Annotated in this window: 17 protein-coding genes; all 17 read left to right on the plus strand. The window is 72.8% G+C overall.

Translation table 11 applies throughout. The features are described from left to right. Positions 1–2 precede the first annotated feature (2 nt). The 17 genes from QQX09_RS00110 to lgt all read left to right on the plus strand — a co-directional run bounded on the left by QQX09_RS00110 (position 3) and on the right by lgt (position 17608). Positions 3–998, plus strand: coding sequence for a tRNA (adenine-N1)-methyltransferase (locus QQX09_RS00110; protein ID WP_301130679.1), 996 nt, complete (start codon positions 3–5; stop codon positions 996–998). After that, a complete protein-coding gene (gene arc, locus QQX09_RS00115) occupies positions 998–2407 on the plus strand; it encodes a proteasome ATPase (RefSeq protein ID WP_301130680.1) in 1410 nt (469 codons plus the stop codon). The genes QQX09_RS00110 and arc overlap by 1 nt, the downstream gene beginning before the upstream one ends. A 1-nt stretch (position 2408) precedes the next feature. Beyond that, positions 2409–3923 carry a depupylase/deamidase Dop gene (dop, locus tag QQX09_RS00120; protein WP_301130681.1) on the plus strand — a complete coding sequence of 505 codons (1515 nt, stop codon included), beginning with the start codon at positions 2409–2411 and terminating at the stop codon, positions 3921–3923. A gap of 9 nt (positions 3924–3932) precedes the next feature. After that, positions 3933–4118, plus strand: coding sequence for a ubiquitin-like protein Pup (locus QQX09_RS00125; RefSeq protein WP_062526315.1), 186 nt, complete (start codon positions 3933–3935; stop codon positions 4116–4118). 20 nt (positions 4119–4138) lie between these two features. Then, positions 4139–5548, plus strand: coding sequence for a Pup--protein ligase (gene pafA, locus QQX09_RS00130; RefSeq protein WP_301130682.1), 1410 nt, complete (start codon positions 4139–4141; stop codon positions 5546–5548). Positions 5549–5589: 41 nt separating this feature from the next. Beyond that, entirely contained in the window at positions 5590–6510 is a 921-nt protein-coding gene (locus tag QQX09_RS00135) for an FKBP-type peptidyl-prolyl cis-trans isomerase (protein WP_301130683.1), read from the plus strand. Next, positions 6510–7280: an imidazole glycerol phosphate synthase subunit HisF gene (gene hisF / locus QQX09_RS00140; RefSeq protein WP_301130684.1), complete on the plus strand. Its 771-nt coding sequence runs from the start codon at positions 6510–6512 to the stop codon at positions 7278–7280. Before QQX09_RS00135 ends, hisF begins: the two co-directional genes overlap by 1 nt. Next, positions 7277–9145 (plus strand): ABC transporter ATP-binding protein, encoded by a 1869-nt coding sequence (locus QQX09_RS00145; RefSeq protein WP_301130685.1) that lies wholly within the window; start codon positions 7277–7279, stop codon positions 9143–9145. Before hisF ends, QQX09_RS00145 begins: the two co-directional genes overlap by 4 nt. Then, positions 9142–10917, plus strand: a complete 1776-nt coding sequence (locus QQX09_RS00150) for an ABC transporter ATP-binding protein (protein WP_301130686.1) — start codon at positions 9142–9144, stop codon at positions 10915–10917. The genes QQX09_RS00145 and QQX09_RS00150 overlap by 4 nt, the downstream gene beginning before the upstream one ends. Positions 10918–11101: 184 nt before the next feature. Then, positions 11102–11491, plus strand: coding sequence for a hypothetical protein (locus QQX09_RS00155; RefSeq protein ID WP_301130687.1), 390 nt, complete (start codon positions 11102–11104; stop codon positions 11489–11491). 123 nt (positions 11492–11614) lie between these two features. Beyond that, on the plus strand, positions 11615–11992 hold the full coding sequence (hisI, locus tag QQX09_RS00160) for a phosphoribosyl-AMP cyclohydrolase (protein WP_436969027.1): 378 nt from the start codon (positions 11615–11617) through the stop codon (positions 11990–11992). Next, a complete protein-coding gene (locus tag QQX09_RS00165) occupies positions 11989–13536 on the plus strand; it encodes an anthranilate synthase component I (protein WP_301130689.1) in 1548 nt (515 codons plus the stop codon). Before hisI ends, QQX09_RS00165 begins: the two co-directional genes overlap by 4 nt. 32 nt (positions 13537–13568) lie before the next feature. Beyond that, positions 13569–13805 (plus strand): hypothetical protein, encoded by a 237-nt coding sequence (locus tag QQX09_RS00170; protein WP_062466259.1) that lies wholly within the window; start codon positions 13569–13571, stop codon positions 13803–13805. Between the two features lie 62 nt (positions 13806–13867). Further along, positions 13868–14692 carry an indole-3-glycerol phosphate synthase TrpC gene (gene trpC / locus QQX09_RS00175; protein WP_301130690.1) on the plus strand — a complete coding sequence of 275 codons (825 nt, stop codon included), beginning with the start codon at positions 13868–13870 and terminating at the stop codon, positions 14690–14692. Then, entirely contained in the window at positions 14689–15897 is a 1209-nt protein-coding gene (gene trpB / locus QQX09_RS00180) for a tryptophan synthase subunit beta (RefSeq protein ID WP_301130691.1), read from the plus strand. The genes trpC and trpB overlap by 4 nt, the downstream gene beginning before the upstream one ends. Further along, positions 15894–16682, plus strand: coding sequence for a tryptophan synthase subunit alpha (trpA, locus tag QQX09_RS00185; RefSeq protein WP_301130692.1), 789 nt, complete (start codon positions 15894–15896; stop codon positions 16680–16682). Before trpB ends, trpA begins: the two co-directional genes overlap by 4 nt. Further along, entirely contained in the window at positions 16679–17608 is a 930-nt protein-coding gene (lgt, locus tag QQX09_RS00190) for a prolipoprotein diacylglyceryl transferase (RefSeq protein ID WP_301130693.1), read from the plus strand. The genes trpA and lgt overlap by 4 nt, the downstream gene beginning before the upstream one ends. Positions 17609–17692: the final 84 nt, after the last annotated feature.

A 17692-nucleotide genomic window follows, 5' to 3' on the forward strand; every position in this document is an offset into this window, starting at 1 on the left:
GCATGACCCAACCCTCCGAGCCCGTCGGCGCGTCCGAGCGCCGGGGCCCGCTCCGCGCCGGCGACCGAGTCCAGCTCACCGACGCCAAGGGCCGCCACCACACCATCGTCCTCACGCCCGGCAAGCAGTTCCACACGCACCGCGGCATGTTCCACCACGACGACGTCATCGGCCGGCCCGAGGGCACCGTCGTCACCAACACCGCCGGCTTCGACTACCTCGTGCTGCGCCCGCTGCTCAGCGACTTCGTGCTGTCGATGCCGCGCGGCGCCGCGGTCGTCTACCCCAAGGACTCCGGCCAGATCGTGCAGATGGCGGACATCTACCCGGGCGCGCGCGTGGTCGAGGCGGGCGTCGGCTCCGGCGCCCTCACCATGTCGCTGCTGCGTGCGGTGGGCGACGCCGGCCGGCTGGTGAGCATCGAGCGCCGCGAGGACTTCGCGGACATCGCCCGCGCCAACGTCGAGTCGCACTTCGGGGGGCCGCACCCCGCGTGGCGCCTCGAGATCGGCGACTTCGCCGACCGGGTCGCGGACGTCTTCGAGCCGGGCACCGTCGACCGCATCATCCTCGACATGCTCGCCCCGTGGGAGAACCTCGAGGCGGCGGCCGATGCGCTGGCCCCCGGCGGCGTGTTCCTCGCCTACGTCGCGACCACCACGCAGCTGTCCCGCCTCGCGGAGGACCTGCGCGAGCACGGCGGCTTCACCGAGCCGCGCGCGTGGGAGTCGATGGTGCGCACCTGGCATCTCGAGGGCCTCGCGGTGCGTCCCGACCACCGCATGATCGGCCACACCGGCTTCCTCCTCACCGCGCGCCGCATGGCGCCCGGTGTCGAGCCGCCGCGCCGCACGCGTCGTCCCGCGAAGGGCTCCTACCCCCACGAGGAGCAGTGGACCCCCGAGGACCTCGGCGAGCGTGCCGTGTCCGACAAGAAGATCCGCAAGGTCCGCCGCGACGCCACGAGCGCGCGCGACGCCGCCGCCGGGGAGGACTGATGGTGGCCGAGGCCCAGGACGTGATCGCGCGTCTCGAGCGTCAGAACGCGGAGCTCCAGCGCCTGCTCACGCTCGCCCGCGACCAGATCGGCGAGATGCGCGAGAAGTTGGCGGAGGCGTCGCAGCCGCCGCAGACCTTCGCGACCTTCGTGGAGTGGTCGGGCCGCAACGCCGACGTGGTCGCGAGCGGCCGCCGCCTGCGCGTCGCCGTGCTGCCCACGCTCGAGGCGGACCTGGTCCCCGGAGACGAGGTGCTCCTCAACGCCATGAGCGTCGTCGTGGACGTCGCCAAGCCGGACCGCACCGGCCAGGCGGCCATCGTGCGCGAGGTCGTCGACGAGGACCGCCTGCTCGTGGTCTCGCGCGGCGAGGACGAGCGCGTCGTCACGCTCGTGGGCGGGGACGCCCCGCGCCGCGTGCACGAGGGCGACACCGTCATCATCGACCCCCGGACCGGCTTCGCGACCGAGAAGGTCGAGCGCACCGGCGTCGAGGCGTTGCTGCTCGAGGAGGTGCCGGACATCGACTACTCGTCGATCGGCGGCCTCACCCCGCAGATCGAGCGCATCCGCGACGCGATCGAGCTGCCGCTCGTCCACCCCGAGCTCTACCGCGAGCACGCCCTGCGCCCGCCGCGCGGGCTGCTGCTCTACGGCCCTCCCGGCTGCGGCAAGACGCTCATCGCGAAGGCCGTCGCGCACTCGCTCGCCGAGGCGGTGGGCGCGGACCGCTCGTACTTCCTCAGCGTCAAGGGCCCCGAGCTGCTCAACAAGTACGTCGGCGAGACCGAGCGCTACATCCGCACCATCTTCGAGCGGGCCCGCGCCAAGGCGCACTCGGGCGCCCCGGTCGTGGTGTTCTTCGACGAGATGGACGCGCTCTTCCGCGCCCGCGGCTCCGGCGTGAGCTCCGACATGGAGACCACGATCGTCCCGCAGCTCCTCACCGAGCTCGACGGCGTCGAGGCGCTGGGCAACGTCATCGTCATCGGCGCCTCGAACCGCGAGGACATGATCGACCCCGCCATCCTGCGCCCCGGCCGCCTCGACGTGAAGATCGAGATCTCGCGTCCCAGCCCCGAGGCCACGGCGGACATCTTCGGCAAGTACCTCACGTCGGCCCTGCCGCTCGCCCAGGCGGAGCTCGACGCCTACGGCGGCGACCGCGACGCGACCGCGCGCGGCCTCATCGACGCGGGCGTGTCGCGCATCTTCGCCCACGGCGACGCGTCGCGGCACGTGTCCGGCGCCGTGGTGCGCAACGTCGTCGACCGCGCCAAGACGGCCGCGATCAAGGGCGTCGTCGCGGGTCACGCCAAGGGCCTCACACGCGCCCACCTCGAGGTCGCGGCGGACCAGGAGCTCGCCGAGGCGCGGGCCGTGGCCGCCGGCACCCTCGCGGGGGAGTGACGTGAGGGTCGTCGGGATCGAGACCGAGTACGGGATCGTCGACCCGGACGAGCCGCGCGCCAACCCCATCCTCATGTCGTCGCGCCTCGTGACGGCGTGCCGGGCGTGGGCGGGCGAGGCGACCAGCCGCTGGGACTACGGCGGCGAGGACCCGCTGCAGGACCAGCGCGGCTTCCGCCGGTCCCGCCTGGGCGCCTCCGAGGACCTGCTCACCGACGCGGCCGAGTTCGACGCGGCCGAGGGCCGGGTCACGCTGCGCCGCCGCCGGGGGTCGTGGGAGGATCCCGCCCACCTCAACGCCGTCCTCGCCAACGGCGCGCGCTTCTACGTCGACCACGCGCACCCCGAGTACTCGGGTCCCGAGGTCACCAACGCGCGCGACGCCGTGGTCTGGGACCGCGCCGGCGACGCGATCGCGCTGGCCGCCGCGGCGCGCTACGCGGAGGACGAGGGCTCGCGCGTCGAGCTGTACAAGAACAACGTCGACGGCAAGGGCGCGAGCTACGGCACGCACGAGAACCTCCTCGTCGACCGCGCGGTGCCGTTCGACGATCTCGCGCGCCGTCTCACCCCGCACCTCGTCACGCGCCAGATCTTCACGGGCGCCGGGCGCGTCGGCCTCGGCCAGTTCGGCGAGGCGCCCGGCTTCCAGATGTCGCAGCGCGCCGACTACATGGAGGCCGAGATCGGCCTCGAGACCACGCTGCGCCGACCCATCGTCAACACCCGCGACGAGCCGCACGCCGCGCGTGACCGCTACCGCCGCCTCCACGTCATCATCGGCGACGCCAACCTCTTCGACGTCGCCACCTTCCTCAAGATCGGCACCACGTCGCTCGTGCTGTCCGCGATCGAGGCCGACGACGAGCGCCTCGACGCGCTCGAGCTCGCCACGCCGGTCGAGGACGTGCAGGCCGTGTCGCGCGACCTCCAGCTGCGCGCGCGCCTCGAGCTGGCGAGCGGCGAGACCGCGACCGCGCTCGAGATCCAGCGCGCGCTGCTCGAGATCTGCCGCACGTACGCGACCGACGCCGGCGACGCCGCCGTCGTCGCCCGCTGGGAGGGCGTGCTCGAGCGCCTCGGCGGCGACCTCTTCTCCGCGGCCCGCGAGGTCGAGTGGGTCGCCAAGCTCCAGCTCCTCGGCAGGCTGCGGGCGCGCCACGCGACCGGGACCCACCCCGACGGGCTGCCGTGGGACGATGCGCGGCTCGCCGCCATGGACCTCCAGTGGAGCCGCCTCGGCGACGGCTGGGCGACGCGCCTCGCGGACGCCGGCCAGGTCGAGCGGCTCGCCACCGACGAGGAGGTCGCGGGCGCGGCCACGCGCGCGCCGCAGGACACCCGCGCCCGGCTGCGCGGCGGCATCGTCGCGGCCCGACCCGACCTCGTCGACGCGGCCGGCTGGTCCACCGTGGTGCTCGACCGCGAGACCGACCACGGGCACCTGGAGGTGGTGCACCTCGACGAGCCCGGCGCGGCGCGCCACCCCCTCCTCGACGCGCTCATCGGCGGATAGACTCGCGGCATGGCCCAGCTCAACGCGCAAGGACAGCCCTACGAGGACGACGCCCCCGAGCCGGAGGCGCCCGCGCCGGCCGCCGCGGCGGCCTCGACGGACGCGCTCGACGACCTCCTCGCGGAGATCGACGGCTCGCTGCAGGTCAACGCGGAGCAGTTCGTCCGGTCGTTCGTGCAGAAGGGCGGCCAGTAGCCTCCCGCGGGCGACGCACCATGCTCTCCACCGACATCCCGCCGCCGCTCGACGTCGACCCCGCCCGCCGCATCTTCGGGCTCGAGACCGAGTTCGGCCTCCACCTCGACACCGGCGCCGCGCGCCCCGTCACGCCCGAGGAGGTCGCCGGCCACCTCTTCCACTCGGTCGTGCAGTGGGGACGCTCGTCCAACGTGTTCCTGCCCAACGCGTCGCGCCTCTACATCGACGTCGGCGCGCACCCCGAGTACGCGACCGCCGAGTGCGACACCCTCACGGACCTCATCGCGTACGACAAGGCGGGCGAGCGCATCGTCCACGGCCTCGTCGCCGGGGGAGAGGAGCGCCTGCGCGCCGCGGGCGTCGAGGGCACCATCCACCTCTACAAGAACAACACCGACTCGGCGGGCAACAGCTACGGCTGCCACGAGAACTACCTCGTGCGCCGCCGCGCCGACTTCAAGGCCTTCGCGTCGGCGCTGCTGCCCTTCCTGGTGACCCGGCAGATCGTCACCGGCGCGGGCACCATCACCCGGACGCCGTCGGGTGCGCACTTCAGTTTCTCGCCGCGCGCCGACCACATGTGGGAGGGCCTCAGCTCCGCCACCACGCGCTCGCGTCCGATGATCAACACGCGCGACGAGCCCCACGCGAACGCCGAGCTGTACCGCCGCATGCACGTCATCGTCGGCGACTCGACCATGGCCGAGCCGACGACCCTGCTCAAGGTGGGCGCCACCGACCTCATCCTCCGTCTCATGGAGGCGCGGGTGGTGCTGCCCGAGCTCACGCTCGCGCGCGAGATGCAGGCGATCCGTGACGTCGCGCACGACCTCACCGGCGCGGCCACGGTCGAGCTCGCCGACGGGCGCCGCCTCACCGCGGTCGAGGTGCAGCAGCAGTACATCGACCTGGTCCGCTCGCACCTCGGCGGGGTCATCGCGCCCACCGAGGAGGTGGACCGCATCCTCGACCTGTGGCAGCGCGGCGTCGACGCGGTGCGGTCGCAGGACTTCTCCGGCGTCGAGACCGAGCTCGACTGGGCCATCAAGCACCGCCTGGTGATGCGCTACCGGGACAGGCTGGGCTGCGACCTCCATGACGCGCGTCTCGCGCGCCTCGAGCTCGCGTTCCACGACGTGTCGCCCGAGCGAGGCCTCTTCAACCGGCTCCAGGACCAGGGGCTGGCCCGGCGCATCGTCTCCGAGGCCGACATCGAGCGCGCCATGACCGTCGCGCCGCAGACCACGCGCGCGCGGCTGCGCGGCGAGTTCGTCACCCGCGCGCTGGAGTCCGGCCGCGACTTCACCGTCGACTGGGTCCATCTCAAGATCGCCGGATCGTCGGGCACGACGGTGCTGCTCAAGGACCCGTTCCGCACCGAGGACGCGCGCGTCGACGCGCTCCTCGACGCCTTGTACCCCGCCTGACCGGCCGTAGACTCTTACGGTCCCGAAAGGAAGCCACCCCTATGCGTCGTCTCGCCGTGCTCGCGCTCGCCCTCGTGCCCCTGGTGCTCGGGGCGTGCAGCGCCGCGCCGTCGGACGTCGACCCGAGCGCGTCGCCGTCGGGCGACATCTCCGACATCGTCATCGGCGGCTCGGACACGCTCGCGCCCTCGCTCGAGTTCACCCCGGGCCTCGACTACGCCGAGGAGCAGTCGCGGGTGGTGTGGGACGGCGACGGCGAGTACCTGTCCGACGGGCAGCCGCTGCTGCTCGACATCTACGGTGCCTCCCTCGACGACGGCACCACGCTCATCAACACCTACGACGGCCTGCCGCGCTCGTTCCTGCTCGCCCCCGAGGTGGTGGGCGAGGAGCTCTACGAGCGGCTGCTGGACGTCCGGGTGGGCGCGCGCCTGCTCGTCGTCGCGCCGCCGGGCCTCGACGCCGACACGGAGTCGCCGATCGCCATGGTCGTCGACGTGCTGCCCGACCACGCAGTCGGCACCGAGGTGCCCGCGGACCCGGCGCTGCCGCAGGTGACGCGGTCGGCCACGGGCGAGCCCTCCGTGACGATCCCCAAGGGCGCGGGCCCGTCCGACCTGCAGATCGCGACCCTCGTGCAGGGCTCGGGCCCGCAGGTGACCGACGGCTCGTACCTCACGGTCAACTACACGGCCTGGTACTGGACCGCCGGCAAGGACGAGGACGGCAAGTGGAGGAAGGGCGACGTGCTCGACTCGTCGTGGCCCGTCGAGACCGCGCCGTTCGAGCTCCAGATCGGCTCGGGCCAGGTGGTCCGCGGGCTCGACGAGGGCCTGCTCGACCAGACCGCCGGCTCCCAGGTCCTGCTCGTGGTGCCCGCGAGCTACGGCTACGCCTCCAAGGGCACGCTCGTCTTCGTCGTGGACATCCTCGACGTCTGGAATCCGGAGGGAAGCGCCTGATGGGTGTCGCCGTTCGTCTCATCCCGTGCCTCGACGTCGACGCCGGGCGCGTCGTCAAGGGCGTGAACTTCGAGAACCTGCGCGACGCGGGCGACCCCGTCGAGCTCGCGTCGGCCTACGGCGCCGCGGGCGCCGACGAGGTGACGTTCCTCGACGTCACCGCCTCCTCCGGCGACCGCGAGACCACGTACGACGTGGTGCGTCGCACCGCCGACCAGGTCTTCGTGCCGCTGACGGTCGGCGGCGGCGTGCGCTCGCCCGAGGACGTCGACCGCCTGCTGCGCGCCGGTGCAGACAAGGTGGGCGTCAACACCGCCGCGATCGCGCGTCCCGAGCTCATCTCCGAGATCGCCCAGCGCTTCGGCAACCAGGTGCTCGTGCTGTCCGTCGACGCGCGCCGCGTGCGTGACGGGGTCGAGACCCCCTCGGGCTTCGAGGTGACCACCCACGGCGGCCGGAAGGGCACCGGTATCGACGCGGTCGAATGGGCCCGCCGCGGCGCGGAGCTGGGCGCCGGCGAGATCCTCCTCAACTCCATGGACGCCGACGGCACCACCGACGGCTTCGACCTCGAGATGCTCGCCGCCGTGCGCGCCGTCGTCGACGTGCCCCTCATCGCCTCGGGCGGCGCGGGCACCGTCGAGCACTTCGTCGAGGCGGCCAGGGCCGGGGCCGATGCGGTGCTCGCCGCCTCGGTCTTCCACTTCGGCGCGCTGTCGATCCAGCAGGTCAAGGACGCGATGCGAGAGGCAGGGATCGAGGTCCGATGACGTCGCGCGACCAGGCGCGCCGGTACGAGGTATCCGGCCGCTTCTCGAAGAAGGCCGTCCAGCTGCTGGCGCACGCCGTTCGCGAGCAGCCGTGGCAGTTCGCCATCGCCGTGGCCGCGGCGGCCGCCTTCAGCCTGCTCACCGTCACCTTCGGCACCCTGCTGGGCGACATCACCGACGAGGTGGTGATCCCCGGCGTCGCGGGCGAGCCGATCCAGGGCTTCTGGGGCGAACGCACGCAGGACCCGACCACCGCGATCTGGATCGCGGGCGCCGCCTTCCTCCTCATCGGCATCGCGAACGCGATCCTCGTGGGCCTGCGCCGCATGGTGCAGGGCTTCGGCGTCGCGGGCGTGGGCGCGAAGCACCGCCGCGTGGTGGCCGATGCGCTGGCGTCGCTGCCGCTCGGCTGGCACCGCGCGAACCCGTCCGGCCGGATGCTGTCCGCGATGTCCTCGGACTCGGAGACCGCGACGTCGCCGCTGCACCCCTTCGCGTTCACCGTCGGCTCGTTCGTGATGATGATCGCCGCCGGCATCAGCATGTGGCGCATGGACCCGTGGCTCGCGGTCACGGGCCTGGCCGTGGTGCCGGTCATCTTCGCGATCAACGTGGTCTACGAGAAGGTCATCACGCCGCGCTGGGACCTGGGCCAGAGCCTGCGCGCCGACGTGTCCACCATCGCCCACGAGAGCTTCGAGGGCGGCACCGTCGTGAAGGCGCTCGGCGCCGAGGACCGCGAGACGCGGCGCTTCGCGAGGTCCGCGAACGACCTGCGCGACGCGGACACCCGCGTGGGCCACACCTCCGCATGGTTCGAGCCGATGATGGACGTGATCGTGCCGCTCGGCGCGGTGTCGCTGATGGTCGTCGGGTCGTTCCGCGCGGCCGCGGGCGCGGTCTCCGTCGGCGACGTCGTCTCCTCGATCTACCTCGTCACGCTCATGGCGGTGCCCATCCGCGGGCTGGGCTGGGTGCTCGGCCAGATGCCGCAGGCGCTCGTCGCGTTCGGCCGCATCGGCGCCATCGCCAAGGCCGCCACCGAGGTCGACGAGCCCGGCCACCTCGAGATCCCCCGGGACGGCGCAGGCGCGGTGCGCTTCGACAAGGCGTCCATCGGCGCCGACGACGGCGACGGCGACCTCGCGATCATCCTGCGCGACGTGTCGCTCGAGCTGCGGCCCGGCACGGTCACCGCGCTCGTGGGCTCCACGGGTGCCGGCAAGTCGACCGTCGCGCTGGCCGCCGCGCGCCTCGCCCGCCCGTCCGAGGGCGCCGTCACGCTCGACGGCGCGGACCTGGAGTCGATCGCACGGCTCGGCTCGCACGTCGCGCTGGTCCCGCAGACCGCGTTCGTGTTCGCGGGCACCGTCCGCGACAACGTCACGCTCGGCGAGGACCACTCGGATGACAAGGTCTGGGAGGCGCTGCGCCGCGCGAACGTGGTCGACGTCGTCGAGAAGCTCGCGCGCGACGGCCGGGACGGCCTCGACGCCGTGCTCGCGGAGCGCGGCATGAACCTCTCCGGCGGACAGCGCCAGCGGCTGGCGCTCGCCCGCGCGCTGGTGCGCGACCCGCGCGTCCTGGTGCTCGACGACGCGACCAGCGCCGTCGACCCGCGCGTCGAGCGCGAGATCCTCACGGGCCTCGCGGGCGACGACGGCCCGACCGTCCTGGTGATCGCCTACCGGCTCGCGTCGATCATGCTGGCCGACCACATCGTCCACGTGGAGCGCGGTGCGGTGGTGGACGCGGGCACGCACGCCGAGCTCATCGCGCGCGACGCGGGCTACCGCGAGCTGGTGCTCGCATACGAGGAGGACTCCCGGCGTCAGGCCGAGGAGCAGGCGGGGTACGTGGGATGACCGACGAGATGACGATGCGCCGGCTGTTCCGGCGCGGGCTCCAGCTGAGCCCCGAGTTCCGCAAGGGCCTGGGGGTGACGCTGACCCTCGCGGCCCTCGCGGCGACCGGCCGGGCGGTGTCGCCGTTCCTCACGCAGCGCGTCACCGACCTGGGCCTGCTCGCGCCCGGCGGGGTCGACACGGGCGTGGTGGTCCGCTACGCCGCGGGCGGCGCCGTGATCCTCGCGATCTCCGCCGTCCTCGCGTGGCGCGTGCGCGTGCGCATGGTGACCGCCGCCGAGGCGGGGCTCGCGACGCTGCGCATCCGCGCCTTCGGCAAGGTCCACGAGCTGTCCGTGCTCACGCAGAACGAGGAGCAGCGCGGCCGCTACGTGTCGCGCGTGACCGGCGACGTCGAGACGATCCGCGACCTCATGCAGTGGACCGGCGCCGCGATGGTGATCGCCGCGATGGAGTCCGCGGTCGTGTTCCTCGTGATGCTCGCGTACTCGTGGCAGCTGTCCCTGCTGGTGCTGCTCGCCTTCATCCCGATGGTGATGTCGCTGCTGTGGATCCAGCCGCGCGTGAGGGCCGCGTTCACCACCGTGCGCGCCCGCATGGCGGACCTCCTCGGCAAGACGTCCGAGCAGCTGGTGGGCATCTCCACCATCCGTGCGTACGGGGTCCAGCAGCGCATGCGCGACCAGCTGGGCGACGAGATCGACGACATCCTCAAGGCCGAGAAGCGCGCCTCCGCGCTCGCCTCGCTCAACTTCTCGTCGACCGTGCTCGGCCAGTCGCTCGCCACCGGCATCGCGCTCATCGGAGGCACCCACCTCGCGCTGCGCGGCGACATCACGGTGGGCACCGTGGTCGCGTTCGCGTTCCTCGTGTACATGTTCTCGGGCCCGCTCATGTGGATCATCGAGATGCTCGCGGAGATGCAGCGCGCGCTCGTGGGGTGGCGCCGCGTGGTGGAGCTCGTGGACGAGGAGGTCACCATCGCGGACCCGGGCGAGGACGGCACCGCCATCCCGCACGGCCGCGGCGACCTCGCGATGGAGGGCATCCGCCTCACCTACCCGGGCGGCCCCGAGGTGCTCAAGGGCGTCGACCTGCACCTGCCCGCCGGCAAGCGTCTCGCGCTCGTCGGCACCACCGGCTCGGGCAAGACGTCGCTCGCGCGCCTCATGTCGCGCTTCTTCGACCCGACCGAGGGCACCGTGAGCGTGGGCGGCGTCGACGTGCGCGACGTGCCGATGACCTCGCTGCGCCGCTCGGTGGCCGTCGTCCCGCAGGAAGGCTTCCTGTTCGACGGCTCGGTGCTCACCAACCTCGCGTACGCGCTGCCGTCGGTCTCGGGCGACGAGCTCTCGAGCCGTGCGCACGCCGCGTTCGAGTCGCTGGGCCTGGAGGGCTGGGTCAAGACGCTGCCCCACGGGCTCGACACCCACGTGGGGCCGCGCGGCGAGCTGCTGTCCGCGGGCGAGCGTCAGCTCGTGTCGATCGCGCGGGCCTACCTGCGCGACCCCGACCTGCTCATCCTCGACGAGGCGACGTCCGCGGTCGACCCCGCGACCGAGGTGCGCATCTCGCGGGCGCTCGAGTCGCTCATGCAGGGCCGCACCGCCGTCGTCATCGCCCACCGCCTGTCGACCGCCGAGCGCGCCGACATCGTGGGCGTGATGGAGCAGGGCGAGCTGGTCGAGCTGGGCCACCACGACGAGCTGGTCGAGGCCGGCGGCATCTACGCGGGCCTCCACGCCGCCTGGGTGGCGCAGACGCGCGACTGAGCCCGCGCATCGTCCCCGCCGCCGGCGCGATGGGCCTTCGCGGGCGGGCGAATCGTCAGGCTTGCCCGGTCTGCGTCGGCGTGTGCGGATGCTCACGCCTCGTGTCGCTGGGCGCGCGGGGCGGGCGGTGGTTACATAGGCGCGGAGGCGGCCCGACGTGCGGCCGCCCACGAAGGGAGCAGCGGTGACGGAGTCCTTGGCGGCGAGCGTGCGCGGCCTGCGCCACGAGGCGTACGCGTCTCACCTGGCGCGGCTCGAGACGCTCACCGTGCGCGAGCTCGTGGAGCTGTCGAAGGCGCGCCGCATCGGGCTGACCGAGGTGTTCGACATCCTCGCCGACACCGACTTCCTCGTCGGCGACTGGCACCCCGCGTGGCGCGAGGCCTACGACACCGTCCGGCGCGTGTGTGCCGAGCGCGGCCTCGACGGCCTGCCGATCCTGTGCGCCGCGGCCGCCGACGCCGCCGCGTGCCAGGGCCTCGCGCGACTCTTCGGCTCGGATGTGGGCATCGACATCCACGTGCGGCTGTCGGAGCCGTGGCGCTTCGTCATGGAGCGCGGCGCCCGCCTCTGAGGCTCCCGGCGTCGCCGAACGTACCGATTGGTACCAACGGGGACGATCTCGGGCCCGAACGTACCGATTGGTACCAACCCGGACGGACAAGGCGCACCGGCGCAGGCCGGCAACCGTGGAAGGATGGGCCGCATGCCGCTCGCCGCTGACATCGCCGCGCGCCTCAAGCGCGATCCCGCCGGACTCGTCTGCGCCGTGGTGCAGCAGCACGACACCCGCGAGGTGCTCATGGTGGCGTGGATGAACGACGACGCCCTGCACGAGACCCTCACCACGGGCCGCGCCGTGTACTGGAGCCGCTCGCGGCAGGAGCTGTGGCGCAAGGGCGACACGTCCGGCCACGCCCAGCGCGTGGTCCGCGTCAGCCTCGACTGCGACGGCGACGCGCTGCTGGTCGAGGTGGACCAGGTGGGCGCCGCCTGCCACACGGGCGAGCGCACGTGCTTCATCACCGGCGGCGACCTCGGCGCCGTGAACGGGCTCGCGGGGGAGACCGCATGACCGCGGCCACGGTCGAGTGGGGTCAGACCTGGCCCACGTTCGAGGGGTTCGTCGAGCTGGGCGCCTCGCACCGCGTCGTGCCCGTCGTGCGCCGGCTGCTCGCCGACTCGCTCACCCCGGTCGCGGTCTACCGCGCGCTCGCGCAGGAGCGCCCCGGCACCTTCATCCTCGAGTCCGCCGAGCCGGACGGCTCGCGGGCCCGCTTCTCGTTCGTGGGCGTGCGCAGCCGCGCGATGCTCACCGTGGACGGGGACGATGCGCGGTGGTCGGGCGACGTGCCCGTGGGCCTCGCCGACGGTGCGCCGCTCGAGGCGATCGCGCACGTGCTCGAGGAGATGCGCTCCGAGGCCATCGAGGGCCTGCCGCCGCTCACGGGCGGCATGGTGGGCGTGCTCGGGTGGGACATCATCCGCCAGTGGGAGCCCACGCTGCCCATGAAGGCGCCGCGTGAGCTCGACGTGCCCGACGTGCTGCTCCTCCTCGCCACCGACATCGCCGCGATCGACCACCGCGACGGCTCGGTGTGGCTCATCGCGAACGCCGTCAACGCGGACGCGCAGGAGACCGGCATGGACCGCGCCTACACGGACGCCGTGGCGCGCCTCGACCGCATGCAGGAGGAGCTCGCGGCCGCGACGCCGGGCCCCGTGTCCGTGCTCGCCGACGGGCCCGACCCGGAGATCGTGCAGCGCAGCGCGCCGGGGGAGTACGAGAAGGCGGTCGCGTTCGCCAAGGAGGCGATCCGCGACGGCGAGGTCTTCCAGATGGTGCCCTCGCAGCGCTTCGACGTGCCCTGCGAGGCGACTCCGCTCGAGGTCTACCGCGTGCTCCGCACCCTCAACCCGAGCCCGTACATGTACTACTTCCAGCTCGAGGACGACCGCGGGCGCGAGTTCGCCGTGGTCGGCGCGAGCCCCGAGTCGCTGTGCACCGTCAAGGACGGCCGCGTGTCGACCTTCCCCATCGCGGGCTCGCGCCCGCGCGGCGCGACGCCGGGGGAGGACAAGGCGTTGCAGGAGGAGCTGCTCGCGGACCCCAAGGAGGTCGCGGAGCACGTCATGCTCGTCGACCTCGCGCGCAACGACCTGGTCAAGGTGTGCGAGCCCACGTCGGTCGAGGTGGTCGAGTTCATGACCGTCAACCGGTACTCGCACATCATGCACATCTGCTCGACGGTGGTGGGCACGCTCGAGGCCCCGCACGGCGCGCTCGACGCCTTCACGGCGGTGTTCCCGGCCGGAACCCTCTCGGGAGCACCCAAGCCTCGCGCCATCGCCCTCATCGACGAGATCGAGCCCACCCGCCGCGCGTTCTACGGCGGCGCGGTCGGGTACTTCGACTTCGCGGGCAACATGGACATGGCCATCGCCATCCGCACCGCGCTCATCGAGGACGGCACCGCGCACGTGCAGGCCGGCGCCGGCATCGTCGCGGACTCGGTGCCCGCCACCGAGGACGCGGAGACAAAGCACAAGGCCGCCGCGCTCATCCGCGCTATCAGCACGGCGTCGCGCCTGGCGGAGCCCGCGGCTTCGCTAGACTGACGCCGAATTCCACGAGTCCCCGAGGAGTAACCATGTCGAGCGTGCACCTGGAGCCGCAGGACCTTCCCGACGTCGCCCCGCACAACCACGGCCGGACCACCGCCGGCTGGGTGACCAACGTGGGCCTCGTGCTCGCCGCGATCCTGGTCTCCGTCGGCATCGCGATCCCGGTCCACGCCGTCACGTTCACGGGCATCGGCGTCGCCGTCGTGGCGCTCGCGGCGGGTGCCGCGCTGCGCGCGCTCGGCCACGGCCAGCCGCTCTCGTAGGCACTCTGTGCCGCAATTTGGGGCGTCCTTGAGCCGATCTTTGCGGCGGTAGAGTGGGCGTCATGGGTGGGAGCAGCACAAGCGTTCTGGACAGCATCGTGGCAGGTGTGCTGGAGGACCTCGCGGTCCGCCAGGAGCTCACCACGATGGACGCGCTCAAGGAGCGCGCCGCACGGCTTCCCGAGGCGCTCGACGCCCGCGCGATCCTTGCGCGCGACGAGGTCGGCATCATCGCGGAGGTGAAGCGCTCGAGCCCGTCGAAGGGCGCGCTCGCCGACATCACCGACCCCGCGCTGCTCGCGTCGGAGTACGCGGCCGGCGGCGCCTCGGTGATCTCGGTCCTCACGGAGCAGCGCCGCTTCAACGGCTCGCTCTCGGACCTCGACGCGGTGCGCTCGAAGGTCGACGTCCCGATCCTGCGCAAGGACTTCATCGTCACGCCCTACCAGGTGTGGGAGGCCCGCGCGCACGGCGCCGACGTGGTGCTGCTCATCGTCGCGGCGCTCGAGCAGCTCGCGCTCGAGAGCCTCATCGAGCGGGTCCACTCGCTCGGCATGACGGCGCTCGTCGAGGTGCACGACGCCGAGGAGGTGCAGCGCGCGGCGGACGCCGGCGCGACCGTGATCGGCGTCAATGCCCGCAACCTGCGCACGCTCGAGGTGGACCGCACCACCTTCGCCAAGCTCGCGCCCACCATCCCGGACGGCATCCTCAAGATCGCCGAGTCGGGCATCCGGGACAGCCACGACGTGGTCGAGTACGCCCGCCTCGGCGCGGACGCGGTGCTCGTCGGCGAGGCGCTCGTCAAGGACCGCGACCCCCGCGCGACCGTCGCCCAGATGGTCGCCGCCGGCGCCCACCCCGCGCTGCGGTCGGTGCGCCCGTGACCGAATCCCTCCAGTCGGCCCCCGGGCCGTACTTCGGCGCGTTCGGCGGCCGCTTCGTCCCCGAGGCGCTCATGGCGGCGCTCGACGAGCTCACGGACGCGTATGACAAGGCCCGCATCGACCCCGAGTTCACCCGCGAGCTCGACCGTCTCGCCCGCGACTACACCGGGCGTCCCTCGATCGTCACGGAGGTGCCGAGGTTCGCCGCCCACGCGGGCGGCGCGCGCATCTTCCTCAAGCGCGAGGACCTCAACCACACCGGCTCGCACAAGATCAACAACGTGCTCGGCCAGGCGCTGCTCACGAAGCGCCTCGGCAAGACGCGCGTGATCGCCGAGACGGGCGCCGGTCAGCACGGCGTCGCCACCGCGACCGCCGCGGCGCTCATGGACCTCGACTGCGTCATCTACATGGGCGAGGAGGACACCGAGCGTCAGGCGCTCAACGTCGCCCGCATGCGGCTCCTCGGCGCCGAGGTCATCCCGGTGGCCACCGGCACCCGCACCCTGCGCGACGCGATCAACGAGGCGTTCCGCGACTGGGTCACCAACGTCGAGACCACCAACTACGTCTTCGGCACCGCGGCGGGGCCCCATCCGTTCCCGGCCATGGTCCGCGACTTCCAGCGCGTCATCTCGGTCGAGGCGCGCGAGCAGATGCTCGCCCTCGGCGGGCTCCCCGACGCGGTGCTCGCGTGCGTCGGCGGCGGCTCCAACGCGATCGGCTCGTTCGACGCGTTCCTCGACGACGAGGACGTGCGGCTCATCGGCTGCGAGGCGGCGGGCGACGGCGTCGAGACCGGCCGCCACGCGGCGACGCTCACCGGCGGCCGCCCGGGCATCCTGCACGGCTCGATGTCGTACATCCTCCAGGACGAGGACGGCCAGACGCAGCCCTCGCACTCGATCTCCGCGGGCCTCGACTACCCGGGCGTGGGCCCCCAGCACACGTGGCTGTCGACCATCGGCCGCGCGGAGTACTGGCCCGTCACCGACAGCGAGGCGATGGACGCCTTCCGCCTGCTCACCCGCACCGAGGGCATCCTGCCCGCGATCGAGTCCGCGCACGCCCTCGCGGGCGCGCTGCGGCTGGGACGGGAGCTCGGCCCGGACGCCACGCTGCTCGTGACGCTCTCGGGCCGCGGCGACAAGGACGTCGAGCAGGCCGCCCGCTGGTTCGACATGCTTCCGGAGGGAGACGCGTGAGCGCACTGACCGAACGGCTCGACGCCTGCCGGGCCGAGGGTCGCGCGGCGCTCGTCGGCTACCTGCCCGTCGGCTACCCCGACGTCGAGACGTCGCTCGCCGCGATGCGCGTGCTCGTCGAGGCCGGGTGCGACGTCGTCGAGGTCGGCCCGCCCTACTCGGACCCCGTGCTCGACGGCCCGATGATCCAGCACGCCGCCGCCAAGGCGCTCGAGGGCGGGGTGAAGGTGGACGATGCGTTCACCGCGGTCCGCACGGTCGCCGAGGCGGGCGCGGTGCCGGTGGTGATGAGCTACGCGAACGTCATGCTGCAGCGCGGCTGGTCGCGCTTCGCGAAGGACCTCGTCGCCGCCGGGGGAGCGGGCGTCATCACGCCGGACCTCACGCCCGACGCCGCCCCCGAGTGGGTCGAGTCCGCGCGCGCCGAGGACGTCGACACCATCTTCCTCGTCGCCCCGTCGACCACCCGTGAGCGCATGAAGCTCACGTGCGACGCGAGCCGCGGCTTCGTCTACGCGACCCCTCTCATGGGCGTCACCGGCGAGCGCGCCTCGCTCGGCGACGCCGCGCAGCGGGTGGTGTCCGAGGCGCGCGACGCGGGCGCCGAGCGTGTCTGCATCGGCGTGGGCGTGTCCACCGGCGAGCAGGCCGCCGAGATCGCGGGCTTCGCCGACGGCGTCATCGTCGGCACGGCCTTCGTCCGCGCGCTCGGCGACGAGGGCGACCTCGAGCGCCTGCGTGCGAAGGTGGCGGAGCTCGCCGAGGGCGTGAGGAGCGCGCGATGACCACGTCGATCCCCAGCCCTCCGATCGAGTGGAGCTCGTTCTCGATCGGCCCGCTCACCATCCACGCCTACGCGCTGTGGATCCTGCTCGGGATCTTCGTGGCCCTGTGGCTCACCACGCGGCGCTGGGTCGAGCGCGGCGGCGACGCGGAGGTGGTCGGCGACATCGCCTTCTGGGCGATCCCGTTCGGCATCATCGGCGGGCGCATCTACCACGTCATCACCACGCCGGCCCCGTACTGGGGGCCCGACGGCAACCCGTGGGACGCCCTCAAGATCTGGAACGGCGGCCTGGGCATCTGGGGCGCGGTCGCGCTCGGCGCGCTCGGAGCATGGATCGGCGCACGCCGCGCGGGCGTGAGCTTCACCGCCTTCGCCGACTCCGCGGCCCCCGCCGTGCTCATCGCGCAGGCGATCGGCCGCATGGGCAACTACTTCAACCAGGAGCTGTTCGGCCGCCCCACGGACCTGCCGTGGGCGCTCGAGATCGATCCGGCCTTCCGCCCGGACGGCTACGAGCAGTTCGCCACGTTCCACCCGACGTTCCTGTACGAGCTCCTGTGGAACCTCGCGGGCGCCGCGCTCATCATCTACCTGGACCGTCGCCTCAAGCTCTACGGCGGCCGGGTGTTCTGGCTGTACGTCATGGTCTACGTGTCGGGCCGCCTGTGGATCGAGCACGTCCGCATCGACGATGCGGTGCACATCCTGGGCCTGCGCATCAACGAGTGGGTGTCGATCATCGTGCTGGCCGGATCGATCGCGGCGTTCGCGGCCCTAGGATGGAGGCAGCGCAAGGCTGCCGAGCGACCGGATCGGTCGCGACTCGCGGCTCGTGCCTCCCACCCCGAGGACACGGCCGTGCAGGGCGGGAAGGACTCGCCCGACGTCGCCGACACCCACGGCGACGGCCCCGCCGGGGCCTGAGAACGGGATTCCGTGCCCGCCGCCGTTCGCGGTAGGCTGAACGCCCGTGTCAACACCGGGTCGACGGCGCCCCGAAATCTACGA

This window comes from Demequina litoralis (assembly GCF_030418455.1).
GTDB classification, from domain to species: Bacteria; Actinomycetota; Actinomycetes; order Actinomycetales; family Demequinaceae; genus Demequina; species Demequina litoralis.

Excerpts from the sequence above, each read along its gene's own strand:
- QQX09_RS00110 (WP_301130679.1), top strand. The coding sequence starts at position 3 with ATGACCCAACCCTCCGAGCCCGTCGGCGCGTCCGAGCGCCGGGGCCCG.
- arc (WP_301130680.1), top strand. The coding sequence starts at position 998 with ATGGTGGCCGAGGCCCAGGACGTGATCGCGCGTCTCGAGCGTCAGAAC.
- QQX09_RS00125 (WP_062526315.1), top strand. The coding sequence starts at position 3,933 with ATGGCCCAGCTCAACGCGCAAGGACAGCCCTACGAGGACGACGCCCCC.
- pafA (WP_301130682.1), top strand. The coding sequence starts at position 4,139 with ATGCTCTCCACCGACATCCCGCCGCCGCTCGACGTCGACCCCGCCCGC.
- QQX09_RS00135 (WP_301130683.1), top strand. The coding sequence starts at position 5,590 with ATGCGTCGTCTCGCCGTGCTCGCGCTCGCCCTCGTGCCCCTGGTGCTC.
- hisF (WP_301130684.1), top strand. The coding sequence starts at position 6,510 with ATGGGTGTCGCCGTTCGTCTCATCCCGTGCCTCGACGTCGACGCCGGG.
- QQX09_RS00145 (WP_301130685.1), top strand. The coding sequence starts at position 7,277 with ATGACGTCGCGCGACCAGGCGCGCCGGTACGAGGTATCCGGCCGCTTC.
- QQX09_RS00150 (WP_301130686.1), top strand. The coding sequence starts at position 9,142 with ATGACCGACGAGATGACGATGCGCCGGCTGTTCCGGCGCGGGCTCCAG.
- hisI (WP_436969027.1), top strand. The coding sequence starts at position 11,615 with ATGGGCCGCATGCCGCTCGCCGCTGACATCGCCGCGCGCCTCAAGCGC.
- QQX09_RS00165 (WP_301130689.1), top strand. The coding sequence starts at position 11,989 with ATGACCGCGGCCACGGTCGAGTGGGGTCAGACCTGGCCCACGTTCGAG.
- QQX09_RS00170 (WP_062466259.1), top strand. The coding sequence starts at position 13,569 with ATGTCGAGCGTGCACCTGGAGCCGCAGGACCTTCCCGACGTCGCCCCG.
- trpC (WP_301130690.1), top strand. The coding sequence starts at position 13,868 with ATGGGTGGGAGCAGCACAAGCGTTCTGGACAGCATCGTGGCAGGTGTG.
- lgt (WP_301130693.1), top strand. The coding sequence starts at position 16,679 with ATGACCACGTCGATCCCCAGCCCTCCGATCGAGTGGAGCTCGTTCTCG.